At 73.1% G+C, this 20681-nt stretch carries 14 protein-coding genes and 2 tRNA genes; 13 read left to right on the top strand and 3 right to left on the bottom strand.

Annotation, left to right across the window (positions count from 1 at the left end):
* The first annotated feature begins 228 nt into the window (after positions 1-228).
* The 5 genes from ilvD to cimA all read left to right on the top strand — a co-directional run bounded on the left by ilvD (position 229) and on the right by cimA (position 7483).
* Positions 229-2070 (top strand): dihydroxy-acid dehydratase, encoded by a 1842-nt coding sequence (gene ilvD / locus L6241_RS04090; RefSeq protein ID WP_191564461.1) that lies wholly within the window; start codon positions 229-231, stop codon positions 2068-2070.
* Between the two features lie 355 nt (positions 2071-2425).
* On the top strand, positions 2426-3496 hold the full coding sequence (locus L6241_RS04085; RefSeq protein ID WP_368244977.1) for a 3-isopropylmalate dehydrogenase: 1071 nt from the start codon (positions 2426-2428) through the stop codon (positions 3494-3496).
* 114 nt (positions 3497-3610) lie between these two features.
* Complete coding sequence (locus L6241_RS04080) at positions 3611-4705, top strand: branched-chain amino acid aminotransferase (protein ID WP_368244976.1); 1095 nt, start codon at positions 3611-3613, stop codon at positions 4703-4705.
* A gap of 25 nt (positions 4706-4730) precedes the next feature.
* Positions 4731-5528 (top strand): HAD family hydrolase, encoded by a 798-nt coding sequence (locus tag L6241_RS04075; protein ID WP_123093308.1) that lies wholly within the window; start codon positions 4731-4733, stop codon positions 5526-5528.
* Between the two features lie 368 nt (positions 5529-5896).
* Positions 5897-7483, top strand: a complete 1587-nt coding sequence (cimA, locus tag L6241_RS04070; RefSeq protein ID WP_368244974.1) for a citramalate synthase — start codon at positions 5897-5899, stop codon at positions 7481-7483.
* A 174-nt stretch (positions 7484-7657) separates the two neighbouring features.
* On the opposite strand, the gene L6241_RS04065 is transcribed toward cimA, so the two are convergent.
* Positions 7658-11119, bottom strand: coding sequence for a bifunctional proline dehydrogenase/L-glutamate gamma-semialdehyde dehydrogenase (locus L6241_RS04065; RefSeq protein ID WP_368244973.1), 3462 nt, complete (start codon positions 11117-11119; stop codon positions 7658-7660).
* 87 nt (positions 11120-11206) lie between these two features.
* On the opposite strand from L6241_RS04065, the gene L6241_RS04060 reads away from it, so the two are divergent.
* Complete coding sequence (locus L6241_RS04060) at positions 11207-12379, top strand: PucR family transcriptional regulator (protein ID WP_368244971.1); 1173 nt, start codon at positions 11207-11209, stop codon at positions 12377-12379.
* A 4-nt stretch (positions 12380-12383) separates the two neighbouring features.
* Here L6241_RS04060 and L6241_RS04055 read toward each other — a convergent pair whose 3' ends face one another.
* Positions 12384-13247 carry a 3-methyladenine DNA glycosylase gene (locus L6241_RS04055; RefSeq protein WP_368244970.1) on the bottom strand — a complete coding sequence of 288 codons (864 nt, stop codon included), beginning with the start codon at positions 13245-13247 and terminating at the stop codon, positions 12384-12386.
* Positions 13248-13388: 141 nt separating this feature from the next.
* Here L6241_RS04055 and L6241_RS04050 point away from each other — a divergent pair, with 141 nt between their 5' ends.
* From L6241_RS04050 to L6241_RS04025, 6 genes are all read left to right on the top strand, one after another.
* Positions 13389-14114 (top strand): SGNH/GDSL hydrolase family protein, encoded by a 726-nt coding sequence (locus tag L6241_RS04050; RefSeq protein ID WP_368244968.1) that lies wholly within the window; start codon positions 13389-13391, stop codon positions 14112-14114.
* 23 nt (positions 14115-14137) lie between these two features.
* Positions 14138-14914, top strand: coding sequence for a fumarylacetoacetate hydrolase family protein (locus L6241_RS04045; RefSeq protein ID WP_368244966.1), 777 nt, complete (start codon positions 14138-14140; stop codon positions 14912-14914).
* 80 nt (positions 14915-14994) lie between these two features.
* A complete protein-coding gene (locus tag L6241_RS04040) occupies positions 14995-16260 on the top strand; it encodes a hypothetical protein (RefSeq protein WP_368244964.1) in 1266 nt (421 codons plus the stop codon).
* A 28-nt stretch (positions 16261-16288) separates the two neighbouring features.
* On the top strand, positions 16289-17830 hold the full coding sequence (gene gltX / locus L6241_RS04035) for a glutamate--tRNA ligase (RefSeq protein WP_368244962.1): 1542 nt from the start codon (positions 16289-16291) through the stop codon (positions 17828-17830).
* Between the two features lie 93 nt (positions 17831-17923).
* Positions 17924-17995 (top strand) — tRNA-Gln (locus L6241_RS04030).
* Between the two features lie 110 nt (positions 17996-18105).
* A tRNA-Glu gene (locus L6241_RS04025) sits at positions 18106-18178 on the top strand.
* Between the two features lie 185 nt (positions 18179-18363).
* Here L6241_RS04025 and L6241_RS04020 read toward each other — a convergent pair.
* Positions 18364-19113, bottom strand: a complete 750-nt coding sequence (locus tag L6241_RS04020) for an IclR family transcriptional regulator (RefSeq protein WP_068274529.1) — start codon at positions 19111-19113, stop codon at positions 18364-18366.
* 130 nt (positions 19114-19243) lie between these two features.
* Between L6241_RS04020 and leuC the strand changes: the two genes are divergently transcribed.
* A complete protein-coding gene (gene leuC, locus L6241_RS04015; RefSeq protein WP_191565006.1) occupies positions 19244-20680 on the top strand; it encodes a 3-isopropylmalate dehydratase large subunit in 1437 nt (478 codons plus the stop codon).
* The last annotated feature ends 1 nt before the right edge of the window (position 20681 follow it).

Raw genomic sequence — 20681 nt, 5'->3', positions numbered from 1 at the left:
GAGCACGTCATGAGTGACGAGGCCACGCAGGCGCGCCGCGCGCTGCAGGAGAGCATGGACCGCCGCGACCAGGGCAGCGACGACTGAGCCTGCCCCCCTCGCGACGACGCAGCCGCCACGGATCCCGTGGCGGCTGCGTCCGTCTCCGCCCGCTCGACGGGACACCCCTTCGCCCGCTCGACGGGACACCCCTTCGCCCACCGCACGACGAGAACTAGGTTTGAGGACATGCCCCAGCTGCGATCCCGCACCACGACCCACGGCCGCAACATGGCGGGAGCCCGCGCGCTGTGGCGCGCGACCGGCATGGGCGAGGGCGACTTCGGCAAGCCGATCGTCGCCATCGCCAACTCCTTCACCCAGTTCGTGCCCGGCCACGTCCACCTCAAGGACATGGGCCAGCTCGTCGCCGGCGCCATCACCGAGGCCGGGGGAGTGGGCAAGGAGTTCAACACCATCGCCGTCGACGACGGCATCGCCATGGGTCACGCCGGCATGCTCTACAGCCTGCCCAGCCGTGAGGTGATCGCCGACTCCGTCGAGTACATGGTCAACGCGCACTGCGCCGACGCCCTCGTGTGCATCAGCAACTGCGACAAGATCACGCCCGGCATGCTCCTCGCCGCGCTGCGTCTCAACATCCCGACGGTCTTCGTCTCGGGCGGTCCGATGGAGGCCGGCAAGGCCGTCATCGGCGAGGACGGCGAGGTCGCGACGCGCCTGGACCTCATCGACGCGATGATCAAGTCGGTCGACGACACGGTCTCCGACGAGGAGATCACCCAGATCGAGCAGTCCGCCTGCCCGACGTGCGGGTCGTGCTCGGGGATGTTCACCGCGAACTCGATGAACTGCCTCACCGAGGCGCTCGGGCTCTCCCTGCCGGGCAACGGCTCGACCCTGGCGACCTCCGCGGCCCGCCGCGAGCTCTTCCTCGACGCCGGCCGGCTCGTCGTCGACCTGTGCCGCGACTACTACGACGGCGACGACGAGTCGGTCCTGCCGCGCTCGATCGCCGGCAAGCCCGCCTTCGCCAACGCGATGCGGCTCGACATCGCCATGGGCGGCTCGACGAACACGATCCTGCACCTGCTCGCCGCGGCGCAGGAGGCCGGCGTCGACTTCGACCAGCACGACATCGACGCGCTGTCGCGGGTCACGCCGTGCCTGGTCAAGGTCGCCCCGAACAGCACCGACTACTACATGGAGGACGTGCACCGCGCCGGTGGCGTGAGCGCCATCCTCGGCGAGCTGCACCGCGGCGGGATGCTCGAGACCGAGGTCCGCGCGGTCCACTCACCCTCGCTCGAGCAGTGGCTCTCCGACTGGGACATCCGCAGCGGGGCCGCGACGGCGAAGGCGACCGAGCTCTTCCACGCCGCTCCGGGTGGTGTGCGCACGACCGAGGCCTTCAGCTCGACGAACCGGTGGACGAGCCTGGACACCGACGGCGAGGGCGGGTGCATCCGCTCCGTCGAGCACGCCTTCACCAGCGAAGGGGGCCTGGCGGTCCTCCACGGCAACCTCGCCCCCGACGGGTGCATCGTCAAGACCGCCGGCGTGCCCGAGCACCAGTGGAGCTTCTCCGGACCGGCGCGGGTCGCCGAGAGCCAGGAGGACGCGGTGTCGATGATCCTCTCCGGCGGCGTGCAGGCCGGCGACGTCGTCGTCGTGCGCTACGAGGGGCCGAAGGGGGGTCCGGGCATGCAGGAGATGCTCTACCCGACCTCGTACCTCAAGGGCGTGGGCCTGGGACCGAAGTGCGCGCTCATCACCGACGGTCGCTTCTCCGGGGGCTCCTCGGGCCTGTCCGTCGGCCACGTCTCGCCGGAGGCCGCTGCCGGCGGCGCCATCGGGCTGGTCCGCGACGGCGACGTCATCGAGTTCGACATCCCGAACCGCCGGGTCCAGCTGCTCGTCGACGACGAGGAGCTCGCCGCCCGGCGCGAGGAGCAGGACGCGAAGGGGTGGACCCCGGTCGACCGCGACCGCCCCGTCTCCCCGGCGCTGAAGATCTTCGCCAAGTTCGCCCAGTCCGCCGACAAGGGCGCCGCCCGCCTCGTCGACTGACCTCGTCCCGCCCCGATCGCGGGTCGAGGTGCTAGCAGCGAGCCTCGAGACCACCCACCGCTCCGGCGCAGCAGGGCCCGCGGAGCCTTGGTCCTCCCTCCGCCTCGGGCGCTGCGCGCCCTCGGCTGCGGTCCGGTCCGCTTGATGCTCCGCGAACCCTCCCGCGCCTGCGCTCCGTCCGTTCGCTGGTCGAGGTGCGAGCGCCAGCGAGCCTCGAGACCCACCCCTTCGCTGGGCGGGTGGTCTCGAGGCTCAGGCCTGGGCGGCCTTCGCACCTCGACCATCACGGCTCTTGCTGGACCGCTATGTGGGACACGGTGTCCACATCACGGGACTGCGTCGTAGCCTCGGGGGCATGACGCAGACGCAGGTGGACACCCCTTCGCAGGCCTCCTCGGGCACCCTCGACCTCGCGGTCATCGGGGGCGACGGGATCGGTCCGGAGGTCGTGGCGGAGGCGCTCAAGGTGCTCTCGGCGACCGGCGTCGACGCGAGCACGACCGACTACGACCTCGGCGCGACCCGCTGGCACGCCACCGGCGAGACCCTCCCCGACTCGGTCGTCGAGGAGATCCGCGGGCACGACGCGATCCTGCTCGGGGCCATCGGCGACCCGAGCGTCCCCTCCGGCGTCCTCGAGCGCGGCGTGCTGCTCCCGCTGCGCTTCGCGCTCGACCACTACGTCAACCTGCGCCCGGCCAAGCTCTACCCCGGCGTGACGAGCCCCCTCGCCGACCACGTGACGAGCAAGGGCCTCGACTTCGTCGTCGTCCGTGAGGGCACCGAGGGCCCGTACGTCGGCAACGGCGGCGCGCTGCGCGTCGGCACGCCCCACGAGATCGCCACCGAGACGAGCGTCAACACGCGCTTCGGCGTCGAGCGGGTCGTGCGCGACGCCTTTGCCCGCGCGCAGGCGCGCCCGCGCAAGCACCTCACCCTCGTGCACAAGCACAACGTGCTCACCCACGCCGGTCACCTCTGGCGTCGCGCGGTCGAGGAGGTCGGCGCCGAGTTCCCCGACGTCGAGACCGCCTACCAGCACGTCGACGCCGCGACGATCTTCCTCGCGACCGACCCGGCCCGCTTCGACGTGATCGTCACCGACAACCTCTTCGGCGACATCATCACCGACATCGCCGCGGCCGTCGCCGGCGGCATCGGCCTCGCCGCGAGCGGCAACATCAACCCCACCGGGGCCGCTCCGAGCATGTTCGAGCCGGTCCACGGGTCGGCGCCCGACATCGCCGGCCAGGGCATGGCCGACCCCACCGCCGCGATCCTCTCCGCGTCCCTCCTGCTCGCCCACGTCGGCCGCGCCGACGAGGCCGCGCGGGTCGAGGCGGCCGTCGCGGCCGACCTCGCCGAGCGTGGCGACCGAGTACGCAGCACGAGCGAGATCGGCGACGCCGTCGCCGCTCGTCTCTAGCCCGCGCCCCGTCACCCCCTTCGTCGACCGGGCTCCGCCCGACGTCGGTGCGGCGCCCTCACCCCCCGCCGCTAGTCTGCCCAGAGCAGACGCACACCCACGTCAGGAGCACCGATGACGCTGTCCTACACCCACGAGCAGCACCCGTCCCCCCGCAGCGACGCCGAGCGCGAGGCGATCCTCGCCGACCCCGGCTTCGGCAACCACTTCACCGACCACATGGTCACGGCGACGTGGACTCGTGACGGGGGCTGGCGCGACGGTCGCGTCCACCCCTTCGGCCCGATCGCGATGAGCCCGGCCGCCGCGGTCCTGCACTACGCGCAGGAGGTCTTCGAGGGGATGAAGGCCTACCGCCACGAGGACGGGTCCGTGTGGACCTTCCGCCCCGAGGCCAACGCCGCGCGCATGGCGCGCTCGGCCCAGCGCCTGGCGCTGCCGACGCTGTCCGAGGAGGACTTCGTCGGCTCGCTGCGCGCCCTCGTCGAGACCGACGAGGCGTGGGTCCCGGCCTACGGCACCGGCGAGACGAGCCTGTACCTGCGCCCCTTCATGTACGCCTCCGAGGCCTTCCTCGGCGTGCGCCCCGCCCACGAGGTCACCTACTCGGTCATCGCCTCCCCGGCCGGCGCGTACTTCACCGGTGGGCTCACGCCGGTCAAGCTCTGGGTCAGCGAGCACTACGCCCGTGCGGGCGAGGGCGGCACCGGCTCGGCGAAGTGCGGCGGCAACTACGCCTCCTCGCTCGCCGGTCAGCTCGAGGGCATCGACCACGGCTGCGACCAGGCGGTCTTCCTCGACTCCGCGACCCACACGTACATCGAGGAGCTCGGGGGGATGAACCTCTTCTTCGTCACCTCGGACGGGCGCCTGCGCACCCCGGCGCTCACGGGCTCGATCCTCGAGGGCATCACCCGCGACTCGATCCTCACCCTCGCCAAGGACCTCGACCTCGAGCCCGAGGAGGACCGGATCACCATCGAGGAGTGGAAGGACGGCGTCGCCTCCGGCGAGATCACCGAGATCTTCGCGTGCGGCACGGCCGCGGTCATCACGCCCGTCGGCGAGCTGCGGTGGGACGGCGGCTCGGCCGCCTCGACCGCGGGCGAAGGGGGCGGCGAGGTCACCCGGTCGATCCGCTCGCGGCTGCTCGACATCCAGTACGGCCGCGCCGAGGACACGCGCGGCTGGCTCACCCGGCTGGCCTGAGCCTCGGCCCGACCCCGCCGCTGACGTGACCCGCCGACCCCGCCTCGTCGCCACCGACCTCGACGGGACCCTGCTGCGCTCGGACGGGACGGTCTCCGACCGCTCCGTCCGGGCGCTGCGGGCGGTGGCCGCGGCGGGAGTCGAGACCGTGCTCGTCACCGCCCGTCCGCCCCGGTGGCTCGACGAGCTCGCCCACGTCGTCGGCGTGCGGGGGATCGCGGTGTGCGGCAACGGCGCCTTCCGCTACGACGTCGCCGAGCAGCGGGTCTTCGCCGAGCGCACGATCGAGCCCGAGCTGCTCGCCGAGGTCGTCGCCGACCTGCGGCGCGAGCTGCCGGGCACGGGCTTCGCGGCGGAGCGGGCCGGCGGTCTGGCGGCCGAGCGGATGTTCGCCGCGATCCACGACCACCCCGAGGACCTCGTGTGCACCCACCGCATCGAGGAGCTCGGCGACGAGCGCGCGGGCAAGCTGCTCGCCCGCAACCCGCACCTCACCGACGACGAGTTCCTCGTCGCGGCCGGTGAGGTCGTCGCCGACCGGCTCGTCCTCAGCTACTCGGGAGCGGGCGGGCTCGCCGAGATGTCCGCCCCCGGGGTGACGAAGGCGAGCGCGCTGCGGGCCTGGTGCGCCGAGCTCGAGATCGACGCACAGGACGTGTGGGCCTTCGGCGACATGCCCAACGACCTGCCGATGCTGCGCTTCGCCGGACGGGCCTTCGCCGTGGCGAACGCGCACCCCGCGGTTACCGCGCTCGCCGACGAGAGCGTCGCGAGCAACGACGACGACGGCGTGGCCGCCACCCTCGAGCGGCTTCTGCGCTGAGCGCACGAGACCCCTTGGTCCGGCGACTCCGGTGCTGCCCCGTACGCACGGGGCAGCGTCCTAGCCTGCCAACACGTGCCCACGATGCGGACCCCGGCGCGCGCCGTCGGCGTGGTGGTGCGATGGTGTGGGGGTGATGCCCGAGATGACGACGACCGCCACCGCGGTCCGACTTATTACCTAGGCGCGACGAGCCCCGCTCGTCGCGCAGACCTCCCGCACCCGGGGGGTCTTTTGCGTGTCTCGGGCGGAGCAGGGGAGTCCCCGAGACGGCGACCAGGACCAGGCCACACCCCCGGCCAGGACCCGGCGCGACGAGCGGGATCACCCCCTTCGCCCATCCCCGGGCGCCGACGGACCGAGGACAGATGAGCACCGACTTCCACGTCTACGACACGACGATGCGCGACGGCGCCCAGCAGGAGGGGATCAACCTCTCGGTCGCGGACAAGCTCGTCATCGCGCGGCACCTCGACGACCTCGGCGTCACCCATGTCGAAGGGGGATGGCCCGGGGCCAACCCGACCGACACCGAGTTCTTCGCCCGGGCCGCGACCGAGCTCGACCTGCGCACCGCGACGCTCGCCGCCTTCGGGTCGACCCGCAAGGCCGGGGGGTCCGCCGCGAGCGACCCGCAGGTGCAGGGCCTGCTCGACTCCGGCGCCCCCGTCATCACCCTCGTCGCGAAGTCGCACGTCGGCCACGTCGAGCGGGCGCTGCGTACGACGCGCGAGGAGAACCTCGCGATGATCACCGACACGGTGAGCCACCTCGTCGCGCAGGGCCGCACCGTCATGGTCGACACCGAGCACTTCTTCGACGGGTACCTGCTCGACCGTGAGTACGCGCTCGCCTGCGTGCGCGCGGCCTCCGACGCCGGGGCCGAGGTCGTCGCCCTGTGCGACACGAACGGCGGGATGCTGCCGGGCCAGGTGCACGACGCCGTCGCCGACGTCATCGCCAGCACGGGGGCACGTCTGGGCATCCACTGCCACAACGACACCGGGTGCGCGGTCGCGAACACGATGGCGGCGGTCGAGGCCGGCGCGACGCACGTGCAGGGCACCGTCAACGGCTACGGCGAGCGCACCGGCAACGCCGACCTCGTCACCGTCGTCGCGAACCTCCAGCTCAAGCTCGGCATGGACCTCGTCGAGCCCTACCGGCTCCAGGACGCCACGCGCATCGCGCACGCCATCAGCGAGGTGACGAACCACCCGCCCTTCTCGCGGCAGCCCTACGTCGGGGCGGGAGCCTTCGCGCACAAGGCGGGGCTGCACGCGAGCGCGATCAAGGTCGACCCCGACCTCTACCAGCACATCGAGCCCAAGGCCGTCGGCAACGACATGAGGATGCTCGTCTCCGACATGGCCGGACGGGCGACCGTCGAGCTGAAGAGCCGAGAGATCGGCGTCGACCTCGACGGCGAGGACGAGACGCTCGCGCGCGTGCTGGCGCGGGTGAAGACGCTCGAGCAGCGCGGGTACACCTTCGACGCGGCGGACGCGAGCTTCGAGCTGCTGCTGCGCCGCGAGGTGGGGGCCGGGCCGACGCAGTACGGGCAGGTCGAGTCGTGGCGCGCGATCACCGACGTGCGTGGTGCCGACGTCGAGGCGCTGTCCGAGGCGACGGTCAAGGTGCACGCCGGGGGGCGGCGGATCGTCGCCACCGGCGAGGGCAACGGGCCCGTCAACGCGCTCGACGAGGCGCTGCGCCAGGCGCTCGTCGTCGTGTACCCCGAGATCGAGCAGCTCGAGCTCATCGACTACCGGGTGCGCATCCTCGACGCCGCGCACGGCACCGACGCGGTGACCCGCGTGCTCATCGAGACGAGCGACGGCACGACGTCGTGGACGACCATCGGCGTCGCCGCGAATATCGTCGAGGCGTCCTGGCAGGCGCTGCTCGACGGCATCACCTTCGGCCTCATGCGCGGGGGAGTCCCGGTCCGCTGAGGTCGGGGGTCGCGGGGGTCAGTGGTCTCGAGGCTCAGGCCCTGGCGGGCCTTCGCACCTCGACCAGCAAGGGGCCCTCGCACCTCGACCAGCGAAGAGCCCTGTCCGCTTGGGTGAGCGCGAATCGCCGCTACGCCGGGTGGGTAGCGGCGATTCGTGCTCACCGAGCGCCGGTCAGTGGCGCTCGACGTGACCGAAGCGGTGGCGGGTGCGGCTGATCGCCTGCTCGCGCACGAAGGTGAGCAGCTCGCGGCGGCCGTTGGCGAGGACCGGGCCGTCGATCACCGTGAGAGCGGTCGGCGCGAGCTCGGCGAGCGCCGCGGACGTCGTGCCGACGACGCGCACCCGGCCGGCGGGACCGGCCTGCTGGACCGCCCCGGCGACGAAGTCCTCGTCGCTCGCCGTGACGACCTGCACGTGACCGAGCGAGCCCGGCAGACGCAGGTCTGGGTCCGCCGACACGAGGGCCGGCGTGCCGGTGAGGGTGGCGGCGGCGACGAGGCGCACGACCTCGGCGACCGACGCGTCGGCACCGGCGCGCACGACGACGCGCGGCACAGGGCGGTAGCGGAAGACGTTGCTCTCCACCGTGAGCCCGGTGCGGTCGTGCTCGACCCCGATCTCCTGCTCCCACGCGAGCGCGTCGCTGGCCAGGGCGGCGTCGAGCATGGCGCGACCGTCGGCGTCGACCCGGTCGCCGAGGACGTGGACGAGGCCGTCCACCGTGCGCTGCACGGCGGGGGAGACCTGCGCCCCCTTCGTCGGCAGGCCGTCCGGCGCCCACGTGCCGAGCTGGGCGACGTAGCTGGGGCCGCCGGCCTTCGCGCCCGGTCCGACCGAGCTGGACTTCCAGCCGCCGAAGCTCTGGCGCTCGACGATCGCGCCGGTGATGTGCCGGTTGACGTAGGCGTTGCCGACCTCGACCCGCTCGGTCCACTCGTGGACCTCCTGGGCGTCGAGGCTGTGGATGCCGCCGGTCAGGCCGTAGGCCGTCGCGTTCTGCAGCTCCAGGGCTTCGTCGAGCGAGTCCGCCCGCATGAGGCCGAGCACGGGACCGAAGACCTCGGTGAGGTGGAAGAAGGAGCCCGGCGCGACGCCGTCCTTCAGGCCCGGCGACCAGAGCCGCCCGGACTCGTCGAGCTGCGTCGGCTCGACGAGCCAGGTCTCGCCCGGCTCGAGCGTGGTGAGCGCCCGCAGCAGCTTGCCCTGGGGCGCCTCGATGACCGGGCCCATGCGCGTCGACAGGTCGACGGGGTAGCCGACCGCGATCGAGCGGACCGCGTCGACGAGCTGGCGACGGAAGCGCTCCGAGCTCGCGACCGACCCGACGAGGATGCCGAGCGAGGCGGCGGAGCACTTCTGCCCGGCGTGGCCGAAGGCCGAGGAGCCGAGGTCGGCGACCGCGAGGTCGAGGTCGGCCGACGGGGTGACGACGAGCGCGTTCTTGCCCGAGGTCTCGCCGTAGACGCGTGCGCCGCCCTCGCGGCCCGAGCGCCAGCCCGCGAAGAGCTCGGCGGTCTCGGACGCGCCCGTGAGCACGACGGTGTGGACGTCGCGGTGGGCGATGAGGTGCTGCCCGACCTCGTCCTCGTCGGTGCGCACGACCTGCAGCACGTCGGCGGGCACACCGGCGGCGTGGAGCGCCTCGGCGGCGACCTCGACGCACCCGGGCGTCTGCGGCGCCGGCTTGATGACGACGGCCGACCCGGCGGCGAGCGCCGCGAGGACGCCGCCGATCGGGATGGCGACGGGGAAGTTCCACGGCGGGGTGACGAGCGTGACGGGCGACGGGGTGAACCGCGCCCCGTCCGTCATCGGCCCGTCCTCGAGCTCGAGGGCCCGGTCGGCGTAGTACGCGGCGAAGTCCGCGGCCTCGGAGATCTCCGGGTCGCCCTCGGCGGCGGTCTTGCCCGCCTCGGCGGCCATGACCGCGAGCAGCTGCTCGCGGCGGCCGTCGAGCTCACGGGCGGCCTGGCGCAGCACCGCGGCCCGCTCGGCGGCGGGACGGCCCGCCCAGCCGGCGTGCGCCCCCTTCGCCCGGTCGACGACCTCGTCGACGGCCTCGACGGAGGCGAGGTGCGGCGAGGTGAGGGTCGGGGCGCCCGCGACGACGGCGCGCGCCGCCCACTCGCGGTTCACCGGCAGGGCCGGGTCGGAGTCGGGGGTGCCGTGGAAGGTCTCGCCGATCTCCGCGCGGCGCGCCACCCGGCGCGGGCCGACGGAGGTCGCCGGGATGTCGGTGATGCTGCGGCGGTAGCGCATCTCCTGGTCGGGCATCGCGGCCGGGTCGCCCTCGGCGAAGAAGGCGTGGAGGAAGTTCTCCGGCGAGGCGTTCTCCTCGAGGCGGCGCACCAGGTAGGAGACCGCGGCGTCGAAGTCACGGGGGTCGACGACGGGGGTGTAGAGGATGACCGTGCCCACGGTGTCGCGCACCGCGCGGGCCTGGCTCGGCGACATGCCCTGGAGCATCTCGACGTCGAGGGCCGCGCTCACGCCCCGGCGCTCGGCGAGCAGGTGGGCGCTCGCGACGTCGTAGAGGTTGTGGCTCGCGACGCCGATGCGCACGCCCGCCTCGACGGCGTCCTTGCGCAGGGCGCGCTCGACGCAGCGCAGGTAGTTGGCGTCGACCTCGGGCTTGCTGCCGTAGGGCGCCTGCTCCCAGTCGTGCAGCTGGGCCTCGACCTGCTCCATGGCGAGGTTCGCACCCTTGACGAGCCGGATCTTGATCCCGGCGCCGCCGGCCGCGCGACGGCGCCGGGCGAAGTCGACGAGCCGCTCCATCGCGGGCAGGGCGTCGGGCAGGTAGGCCTGCAGGACGATGCCCGCCTCGAGGTCGGCGAACTCGGGCTCGGAGAGCATCTGCTCGAAGACCTCGAGGGTGAGGTCGAGGTCGCGGTACTCCTCCATGTCGAGGTTGACGAACTTGCGCGGGCTCGACTGGGCGGCGACGCGGTAGAGCGGGCGCAGCCGCTCGAGGCAGCGCGCGACGGTGCCCTCGGTGTCCCACGTGACGATCTGGCTCACGAGCGAGGAGACCTTGATCGAGACGTAGTCGACGTCGGCGCGCTCGAGCAGCTGGCGGGTGCGCTCGGTGCGGGTCGCCGCCTCGTCCTCGCCGAGGACGGCCTCGCCGAGGAGGTTGATGTTGAGCCGGAAGCCCTCCTCGCGGGCGGCCGCGAGGTGCTTGCCGAGCGCGGGGTCGCGCGAGTCGACGAGGAGGTGGCCGACCATCTGGCGCATGCGGGCCCGGGCGACGGGCACGACGACACCGGGGGCGACACGGGCCGCGAGGGCGCCGGCGCGCAGCAGGGTCTTGTCGACCGTGCCGAGGAAGGCGGCGTCGGAGGCGGAGAGGGAGGCGAGCTCCTTCGCGGCGACCGCGCGGTCCTCGGGGCGCACGACCTTGTCGACGAAGCGGACGGCGAGGTCGAGGCCGGCCTGGTCGGAGAGGAGGGAGGCCAGCTGACCGGTGGTCGCGGCCTCCTTCTTCGTCTGCCCCGCCTCGGTGGCGGCGGCCCAGCGGTCGGCGAGGGCGACGGCGTCGTCGGCCAGGGCGAGCAGCTCGGCGACGGCGCGGTCCGAGCCGTGCTCGGAGCCGGCGTCGGTGGCGGTCCGGGTCGTGGGAGGAGTCGTCATGCTCTCGACGGTAGGCCTGTCCAGGACGGCGTGCCATCATCACGTGTCTGACGATGCGTGCGTCTCGTCAGACATCTGTCTGACGAGATGACCGAGCCGAGAGCGAAGGGGGACCCGCCCGTGGCCGACGTGCAGGACGTCGTCGACGAGGTCTCCGGCCTGCTCGAGGCGCCGGTCACCCTGGAGGACAGGCGCTTCCGCCTCCTCGCCTTCGCCGCTCAACCCGACGCGGCCGACCCGGTGCGCACCGAGACGATCCTCGGGCGGGGCGCGAGCGCGCAGACCCGCGAGTGGTTCGAGGGCTTCGGCATCGCCCACGCCCGCGGGCCGGTGCGCATCCCCGCCAACCCCGAGCGCGGGACGCACCCCCGGCTCTGCCTGCCCGCGTGGGGGCGCGGGGTCGTGCAGGGCTACCTGTGGGCCATCGAGCCCGACGGGGTCCAGATCAACGCCGAGCGGGTGCACGAGGCCGAGGTGCTCGCCGAGCAGGCCGGCGAGATCATCGCCCGCCTCGTCGTCACCCGTCGCGAGACCGGGCGCCTCGTCCACGAGCTGCTCGACGCGACCCGCTCCACCGAGGACGCCGCGGCCCGGGCCCTCGCGCACGACCTCGGGGTCGACCCGGCGACGCGGGCCGTCGTCGCGATCGTCGCGCGCCGCGGGGGAGCGGTCGTGCCCGAGCACCTGCAGGGCTGGGGCGGTCTGCCCCGACGGGTCGGGGTCGCCGACCGGGACAGCCGCAGCGTGCTCGTCGTCCCCGTGCCGCAGGAGCGGGCCCGCGCCGAGGCGCAGGCCGTCGTCGAGCAGGCGGTCCGCGCGGTCTCGCGCCACCTGCCCGCCGACGAGCTCGTCGTCGGCGTGGGCGACCCGGCGCCGCTCGCCGAGGCCACCCGCTCGTGGGAGCAGGCTCGTGCCGCGGTGGCGGCCATCGGCCAGGGCTCGACCGGTCCGGTCAGCGCGTGGTGGTCCGACCTCGGCGTGCGCCGCCTGCTCGGCGGACCGGCCGCGGCGGAGGTCGTCTCGGCCGCCCTCACCCCCGGCGTGCGCTCCCTGCTCGACGCCGGCGACCCCGACCTCGTGCGCACGGCGCGCACCTACCTCGACGCCGCCGGGTCGGTCGCGGTGACCGCGCGCACCCTCGGGCTGCACCGGCAGAGCGTCTACGCCCGGCTCTCACGGGTCGAGCGCGTCACCGGGCTCTCCCTCGCCGACGGCCGCGACCGCCTCGAGCTGCACCTCGGGCTCACCCTCGCCGGCTGAGACGTCAGGCCGGCAGCGCCTCGAGCAGCCGCCGTCGCAGGGCGTCCGAGCGCACGGCGAAGTCGCGCTGGCGCCGCGCGTACTCCGCCCGCCCCGCGGGCGTCTCGACCGCCACGGCGGCGAGGCCGAACGCGCTGACGTCGTAGGGGCTGGCCTGCATGTCGAGCACACGGATCTCACGAGCGAGGAGGAAGGCGTCGAGCGTCAGCGAGGAGGACACGAGCGGCGCGAGGGTGAAGCACCACTTGTAGAGGTCCATCCCCGCATGCAGGCAGCCCGGCTGCTCCATCGCGACCTGCGCCTCGCGGGTCGGGCGCAGCGCGTTGAGCGGTCGGGCCGGCTCGGTGAAGAAGCGGTACGCGTCGAAGTGGCTGCACCGCACCGTGGAGCGCTCGACGACCTCGTCGGTCGCGGCCTGGCCCAGACGCAACGGGAGCTGCTCGTGCCGCTGCTCGCCGGGCGCGAGCCGGTAGACCATCGCCCACTCGTGCATCCCGAAGCAGCCGAGGTGGGCGGGCCGTCCGAGGGTCGCCGTGAGCAGGGCGCGCACGCGTTCGACGGACGCGCCCCGGCGCTCGAGCACCTCGTCGAGGTCGACCTGGGCGGCCCCGTCCTGCACGACGTAGCCCGTGCGCCCCTCGTACTCCGGCGCGTCCGCGAGCACGACCCCGTGCCCCGGGTGCCAGCGGCGCAGGTGACCGACTCGATGGCGGTAGTAGTCGAAGAGGAAGTCCTCGACGGGGTGCTTCTCGCCGCGCGCCCGGCGCTCGCGGTGCCCCGCCGTGAGGGCGTCGACGGCCTCCTCGTGGGCCCGGGCCAGCGGGAGCCACTGCTCCCGCGGCACGAGGGTCGAAGGGGGAGCCGTCACCCCTCCAGGGTAGTTCCGTCGGAACGGCCTGCGGACCGCCCTGCCGCGGCTTGGGGTGAGGCACCGCCACCGCCGCCGACCTGCGAGGACGCGGCCGCCCCCGCGGCCCCGATCAACCCGCCCGGCCCGTACGGCTACTACATGAGCCTCGGCGACTCCCTCTCGATGGGCTACCAGCCGCAGACGAAGGACCAGCCGCGCGCCGGGTACAACGGCGCCGTCCTCAAGGCGGTCCGCGCGACGAACCGCAACACCGACATCCGCACCTTCGGCTGCAGCGGCGAGACGAGCACGACCTTGCTCAAGGGCGGGCGCTGCGACTACGGCGAGGGCAGCCAGATGGCGCGCGCCGAGGCCTTCATGAAGGGCCGCACGAACGTGCGCACCATCACCCTCAGCCTCGGGGGCAACGACGTCGTCCCCTGCGCCCGCTCGGGCTCGGTCGACGCCGAGTGCATCCAGAAGGCGACGACGACGCTGACGACCAACCTCGCCGAGATCGTGCGCCGGCTGCGCGCCGCCGCCCCGAACGCCCAGATCGTCGTGCTCGACAACTACGACGTCTTCCTCGGCGAGTGGGTCAAGGGTGCCGCCGGCCAGGAGACCGCCAAGCCGTCGCTCATCTTCTCGCACCTGCTCACCGGCGTCGTCTCCTTCGCCGCCTTCGAGGGCCGGGCCGACGTCGCGAAGGTCTCGACGTACTTCCACACGGACAGCTGGCGGCCCCGCAAGAGCGCGTCCTTCGGCACCCTCCCGCGCAACGTCTCGCTCATCTGCGACTGGACGTACTACTGCAGCCAGGGCGACATCCACCCCACGGACGAGGGCTACGCACGGATGGCCACGGCCGTCGTCGCCGAGCTGTGAGGGCCTCGAACTAGGGTGACCCCGTGCGCATCGCGAGGTACACCACAGGAGATGACCCGGTCTACGGCCTGGTCGACGGCGACGGGACGAAGATCGCCGAGGTCAGCGGCGACCCGCTCTACCAGCGGATCGAGCTGACCGGACGGACGACGACGGTCGACGAGGTGCGGCTGCTCGCGCCCGTGATCCCGCGCAGCAAGATCATCGGGATCGGGCGCAACTACGTCGACCACGCCGCGGAGATGGGCAACGAGGTCCCGGCCGAGCCGATGATGTTCCTCGTGCCGAACACCGCGGTCGTCGGCCCGGGCGATCCCGTCGTCATCCCGCCGATCACGAAGGAGGTCTCCTTCGAGGGCGAGCTCGCCGTGATCATCGGGCGGATGTGCAAGGACATCAAGCCCGAGGAGGTGAAGAAGGTGATCTTCGGCTACACGATCGCCAACGACGTCACCGCGCGCGACCTCCAGCGCGGTGACGGGCAGTGGGCCCGGGCCAAGGGCCTGGACACCTTCTGCCCGCTCGGGCCGTGGATCGAGACCGACCTCGACCCGCAGTCCGTCGACATCGTCACCACGCTCGACGGCGAGGTGGCCCAGGACGGGCACAGCTCGGACATGGTGCACGGCGTCGCCGAGCTCGTCTCCTACGCGAGCAAGGCCTTCACCCTCCTGCCCGGCGACGTCATCCTCACCGGCACCCCCGCGGGTGTCGGCCGGGTGGTCGCCGGGCAGCGGGTCGAGGTCGAGATCGCCCAGATCGGGACATTGTCCAACCCCTTCGTCGCCGCCGAGGACTGACGCGACAGGGGAGTCCTCCCCATCGCGCCCGCCCTCACCCCCTGGTTACGGTGCACGCGACCCCGGGGTGAGGAGCGGCGATGACGCTGACGCACGGCGCCGACGCCACCGTCCTGCGCGAGATCAGCGCGCGGCTGACGGCGACGGCACGGCAGACGACGCAGGTGGGCGACAGCGGGCGGGCCCGGCTCGTCACCCTCCAGGGAGCCTGGGAGGGAGACGACCTCGAGCGCTTCGCGCACCGGTGGGCGCGCGCCCGAGGAGACCTCGAGCGGTGCTCGCAGATGCTCGATGCGCTGGCGGCAGAGCTGCAGCGCCAGGCCCAGGAGCAGCAGGACGCGAGCGGGCAGGTCGGCGGGGGAGCCGGCGGGCCTGCGGGCGGCTCCGTCGCCCCCTTCGGCGGTGGACTGCCCCAGGGACCCACGCCGCAGGGTCCCGCGCCCCAGTCGCCCCCCGGTGGGTCCACCTTCGACGACGACGTGCGCGGCACCGAGGGCCAGCCCGTCGACCGGGACCTGTGGGGCCTGGCCTTCTACGCCCAGGGCACGAGGCACCCGCTGCACGGCGTGCCCGTCATCGGCTACCAGCAGCCGGCGCTGCCCGAGGGGTACACCGAGGTCAGCGCCGCCGAGCTCACCGAGCTCGGGCTCGACCCCGCGCGCTTCGGCCCGGACTCGACCCCGCAGGCCTACGTCTTCCGCACCGAGGACGGCGGCTACGTCGTCGCCTTCCAGGGCAGCGTCGAGGGCGAGGACTGGGTGACAAACGGCCGGCAGGCCCTCGGAGCCGGCGACCCGCAGTACACGGCCGCGATGCAGCTCGGGCTCGACGTGCAGGCGGCGACCGGGGGAGAGGTCACCTTCACCGGGCACAGTCTCGGCGGCGGGCTCGCCGCCGCCGCCGGGCTCGCCACCGGCCAGCCCGCGGTGACCTTCGACGCCGCAGGGATCCACCCGACCACCGCCGCCGAGGCCGCCGCGATGCGCGCCGACGGGTCCACCGGTGCCGGCCTGCTCGCCGCCGCCGGAGAGGGGCAGATGCGCGCCTACAGCGTCTCCACCGACGGGCTCACCGGGCTGCAGCAGGCGACCGGTCTGCCCGACGCCCCGGGCACCCAGATCGTCCTCGACACCCCGCCGAGCCCGGAGCGCGACGTCGTCATCGGCACGAGCGCCGGCATCGGCGGCCTCGTCGGCGGTCTCGTCGGGCTCGGCGACGGCGACCTCACCGACTGGCAGGAGGACGTCGGCGAGGGTGCGGCGGTCGGCGCCGGTCTCGGCGAGGGCGTGTGGGGCCACACGTGGGACCCGATGACCGACGCCCTCGCGGAGCGCTACCCCGACTGATCGGGGGACTCCCTAGACTCGGGGGATCATGACCGAGCAGACCCCCTCCGCGCCCAGCCGTCCCCGCCTTCGCGTCGCCCCGTCGCCCACCGGCGACCCGCACGTCGGCACGGCCTACATGGCCCTCTTCAACCTCGCCTTCGTCCGCCAGCAGGAGGGCTCCTTCGTCCTGCGGGTCGAGGACACCGACCGCGCGCGCTTCGACGCGACGAGCGAGGCCCAGCTCTACGACACCCTGAGCTGGCTGGGCCTGACGTGGGACGAGGGCCCGGACGTCGGCGGCCCGTACGCGCCCTACCGCCAGAGCGAGCGCCTCGACACCTACCGCCCGTACGTCGAGCGGCTCGTCGCCGACGGTCACGCCTACCACTGCTGGTGCTCCACGGAGCGCCTCGCGGCGATGCGCGAGCGCCAGCAGAAGCTCAAGCAGCCCACCGGCTACGACCGCATGTGCGTGGGCAAGACGCGCGAGGAGCGCGCCGAGCTCGAGGGCTTCACCGAGACGCCCGTCGTGCGCATGCTCGTGCCCGAGGACGCGCCGACGACCTTCGAGGACGTCATCCGCGGCACCGTGTCGGCGCCGCGCCCCGACGACCAGGTCATCCTCAAGGCCGACGGCTTCCCGACCTACCACCTCGCCGTCGTCGTCGACGACCACGAGATGGGCATCACCCACGTCGTGCGCGGCGAGGAGTGGATCTCCTCGACCCCCAAGCACGTGCTGCTCTACCAGTGGCTCGGCCTCACCCCGCCGAAGTTCGCCCACATGCCGCTGCTGCGCAACGAGAACAAGAGCAAGATCTCCAAGCGCAAGAACCCGTGGGCGCGCCTCACGTGGTTCCGCGAGCAGGGCTACCTGCCGGAGGCGGTCGTCAACTTCCTCGGCCTGCTGGCCTACCCGCCGGCGAAGGGGGAGGACGGCACCGACGTCGAGAAGTTCACCTTCGCCGACTTCAGCCGCGACTTCGCGTGGAGCAAGGTCAACACCGTCGGCCCGATCTTCGACCTCAAGAAGCTCGACTGGCTCAACGGGCAGTACATCCGCGACCTCGACGTCGACGACCTCGCCGGCCGTCTGCTGCCCTACCTGCAGACCGCGGGCGTCCTCGGCGAGAACCCCTCGCTCGGCGAGCTGGCGCGCCTGCGCAGCATCACCGAGCTCATCTCGACGCGGATGGCGCTGCTGTCCGAGGCGCCCGCGCTCGTCGCGCCCTTCTACGTCGCGGACGACGAGCTCGAGATCGCCCAGGACGCCCGGGACGGGCTCAAGGACGACGCGCCCGCGGTGCTCGACGCGGCGATCACCGCGCTCGAGGGCCTCCACGTGCCGGACGGGGTGCTCTCGGCCGAGGCGCGCGAGGGCAACCAGTGGCACGCGGAGCAGATCGAGGCGGCGCTGCGCGCGGCGATCGTCGAGGGGATGGGGCTCAAGCCGCGTCTGGCCTTCGGCCCGCTGCGCACCGCCGTGTCGGGCCAGCGGATCAGCCCGCCGCTCTTCGAGTCGATGGAGATCCTCGGCCAGCACTCGACCCTGGCGCGTCTGCGTCGGCTGCGGTCCGAGCTCGGCTGAGCGCGATTTGGGACGAGCGGCCATCTTGGCTAGCATCATCCCTCGGTGCGCTGCTCGCGCGTGACTCGTCACGAAGGAGCGGTGGTACCCCCTTGGGGTATGGTGTAATTGGCAACACAGCTGATTCTGGTTCAGTCGTTCTAGGTTCGAGTCCTGGTACCCCAGCGCTGGTCGTCCCGCCTTCTGGCGAGACAGACGGATTCGGAGAATCCGAGCCCTTACGGGTAAGGTCTCCTTCGTTGTCCGAGCGGCTCACGCAGTCGCAGAGCAGCAATGGCCCCGTTGTGTAGTGGCCTAGCACGCCGCCCTCTCAAGGCGGTAGCGCGGGTTCGAATCCCGTCGGGGCTACATCGGTCGAAGACCCCCGCTCGTCAGAGCGGGGGTCTTCGTCGTCTCCGGGGCGGTCGGCGCTCCCCGCGGCACCCCCCCCTCGCGCCCCTCGCCCCACCCCTTCGCCCAGATATGGCAATCCGCCGCCAGATCGGGGGGATCTGCGGCGGATCGCCATACCTCGCGAAGGGGGGGAGGGCGGGCTACTCGGTGTCGCGGTCGGCCACCTCGGCGGCCTTCGCGTGGCGCTCGAGGACCTCGGTGAGCTTGTTCGCGCCGGCGATGACCGTCGCGGCGTGCAGCCGACCGGGCTGGCGCGACAGGCGCTCGATCGGTCCGGAGATCGACACCGCGGCGATGACGCGGCCGGAGGGGGAGCGCACGGGGGCGGAGACCGACGCGACGCCCGCCTCGCGCTCGCCGACGCTCTGCGCCCACCCGCGACGACGCACCTGCGAGAGCATCGTCGCGCTGAAGGCGGCGCCGTGGAGGCCACGGTGCAGCCGGTCCGGCTCCTCCCACGCGAGGAGCACCTGCGCGGCGGAGCCGGCGAGCATGCTCAGGGTCGCGCCGACGGGGATCGAGTCGCGCAGACCGACCGGTCGTTCCGCGGCCGAGACGCACACGCGGTGCTCGCCCTGGCGGCGGAAGAGCTGGGCCGACTCGTTCGTGTGGTCGCGCAGGGCGCCGAGCACCGGCGCGGCCGCGACGAGGAGCTTGTCCTCGCCCGCCGAGGCGGCGAGCTCGCCCAGGCGCGGGCCGAGGATGAATCGCCCCTGCATGTCACGCCCGACGAGCCGGTGGTGCTCGAGCGCGACCGCCAGGCGGTGCGCGGTCGGGCGTGCCAGTCCGGTCGCCGTGACGAGCTGCGCGAGTGTCGAAGGGCCGGCCTCGAGGGCGCTCAGCACGACGGCGGCCTTGTCGAGTACGCCGACGCCACTTCCGTTGTCCATGTGCTGATACTGGCATCTCACCTCATGAGACGCAACCTCTGACCCCCCGGAGCCGTGCGAACCTCGACAGGACGGACACGGCCGCCGGCGTCGTCGGCGACCGTCACGACACGCAGAGCAGGAGCAAGCGATGGGCAAGACCCTGGCCGAGAAGGTGTGGGACGCACACGTCGTGCGACGTGCCGAGGGCGAGCCGGACCTGCTCTACATCGACCTCCACCTGCTCCACGAGGTGACGAGCCCGCAGGCCTTCGAGGGGTTGCGTCTGGCCGGTCGCGGCGTGCGCCGCCCCGATCTCACCCTCGCCACCGAGGACCACAACGTGCCGACGACCCCGGGGCCGATCACCGACCCGGTGAGCCGCACCCAGGTCGAGACCCTGCGCAGCAACTGCGAGGAGTTCGGCGTCCGTCTCTTCCCCATGGGTGACGCGGAGCAGGGCATCGTCCACGTCGTCGGCCCGCAGCTGGGTCTCACCCAGCCCGGCATGACGGTCGTCTGCGGCGACAGCCACACCTCGACGCACGGGGCCTTCGGCGCGATCGCGCTCGGCATCGGCACGAGCGAGGTCGAGCACGTCCTCGCCACGCAGACCCTCTCGCTCAAGCCCTTCCGCACCATGGCGATCGAGGTCGTCGGCGAGCCGGCCCCCGGCGTCACCGCGAAGGACATCATCCTCGCCGTCATCGCCAAGATCGGCACCGGCGGCGGCCAGGGCTACGTCCTCGAGTACCGCGGCCCGGCCATCGAGGCCATGTCGATGGAGTCGCGGATGACCGTGTGCAACATGTCGATCGAGGCCGGTGCCCGCGCCGGGCTCATCGCGCCCGACGAGACGACCTTCGAGTACCTGCGCGAGCGCGAGCACGCGCCGAAGGGTCAGGACTGGGACGACGCCGTCGCCGCCTGGCGCGAGCTGCGCACCGACGACGACGCGACCTTCGACGCCGTCGTCGAGATCGACGCGGCGAGCCTGACCCCCTTCGTCACCTGGGGCACCAACCCCGGCCAGGGCGCGCCGCTCGGCGACGCCGTGCCCGACCCCGAGTCCTTCGGCGACGAGTCCGACCGGGTCGCCGCCGCCCGCGCCCTCGAGTACATGGGCCTGACCGCCGGCACGCCGCTGCGCGACATCGCCGTCGACACCGTCTTCGTCGGGTCGTGCACGAACGGCCGCATCGAGGACCTGCGTGCCGCCGCCGAGGTCGTGCGCGGGCGCAGCGTCGCCGACGGCGTGCGGATGCTCGTCGTGCCCGGCTCGGCGCGCGTGCGCCTCCAGGCCGAGGCCGAGGGGCTCGACGAGGTCTTCACGGCGGCCGGCGCCGAGTGGCGTCTGCCCGGCTGCTCGATGTGCTTGGGGATGAACCCCGACATCCTCGCCCCCGGCGAGCGCAGCGCGTCGACGTCGAACCGCAACTTCGAGGGCCGTCAGGGCAAGGGCGGGCGCACCCACCTCGTGAGCCCGCTCGTCGCGGCCGCCACCGCCGTGCGCGGCACGCTGGCCAGCCCGGCCGACCTCGACCCCACCCCCGTCGGCGCCGGCGGCGCCAGCAGCGCGAGGAGCTGAG

This window comes from Janibacter sp. Y6 (assembly GCF_040900765.1).
Lineage (GTDB): Bacteria > Actinomycetota > Actinomycetes > Actinomycetales > Dermatophilaceae > Marihabitans > Marihabitans melonis.
This window is presented reverse-complemented; position numbering and strand designations above follow the sequence as displayed.

Coding starts and splice junctions, on each gene's coding strand:
- leuC (WP_191565006.1), top strand. CDS start 19,244: ATGGGCAAGACCCTGGCCGAGAAGGTGTGGGACGCACACGTCGTGCGA.
- gltX (WP_368244962.1), top strand. CDS start 16,289: ATGACCGAGCAGACCCCCTCCGCGCCCAGCCGTCCCCGCCTTCGCGTC.
- L6241_RS04040 (WP_368244964.1), top strand. CDS start 14,995: ATGACGCTGACGCACGGCGCCGACGCCACCGTCCTGCGCGAGATCAGC.
- L6241_RS04020 (WP_068274529.1), bottom strand. CDS start 19,113: ATGGACAACGGAAGTGGCGTCGGCGTACTCGACAAGGCCGCCGTCGTG.
- cimA (WP_368244974.1), top strand. CDS start 5,897: ATGAGCACCGACTTCCACGTCTACGACACGACGATGCGCGACGGCGCC.
- L6241_RS04060 (WP_368244971.1), top strand. CDS start 11,207: ATGACCGAGCCGAGAGCGAAGGGGGACCCGCCCGTGGCCGACGTGCAG.
- ilvD (WP_191564461.1), top strand. CDS start 229: ATGCCCCAGCTGCGATCCCGCACCACGACCCACGGCCGCAACATGGCG.
- L6241_RS04065 (WP_368244973.1), bottom strand. CDS start 11,119: ATGACGACTCCTCCCACGACCCGGACCGCCACCGACGCCGGCTCCGAG.
- L6241_RS04080 (WP_368244976.1), top strand. CDS start 3,611: ATGACGCTGTCCTACACCCACGAGCAGCACCCGTCCCCCCGCAGCGAC.
- L6241_RS04085 (WP_368244977.1), top strand. CDS start 2,426: ATGACGCAGACGCAGGTGGACACCCCTTCGCAGGCCTCCTCGGGCACC.
- L6241_RS04050 (WP_368244968.1), top strand. CDS start 13,389: ATGAGCCTCGGCGACTCCCTCTCGATGGGCTACCAGCCGCAGACGAAG.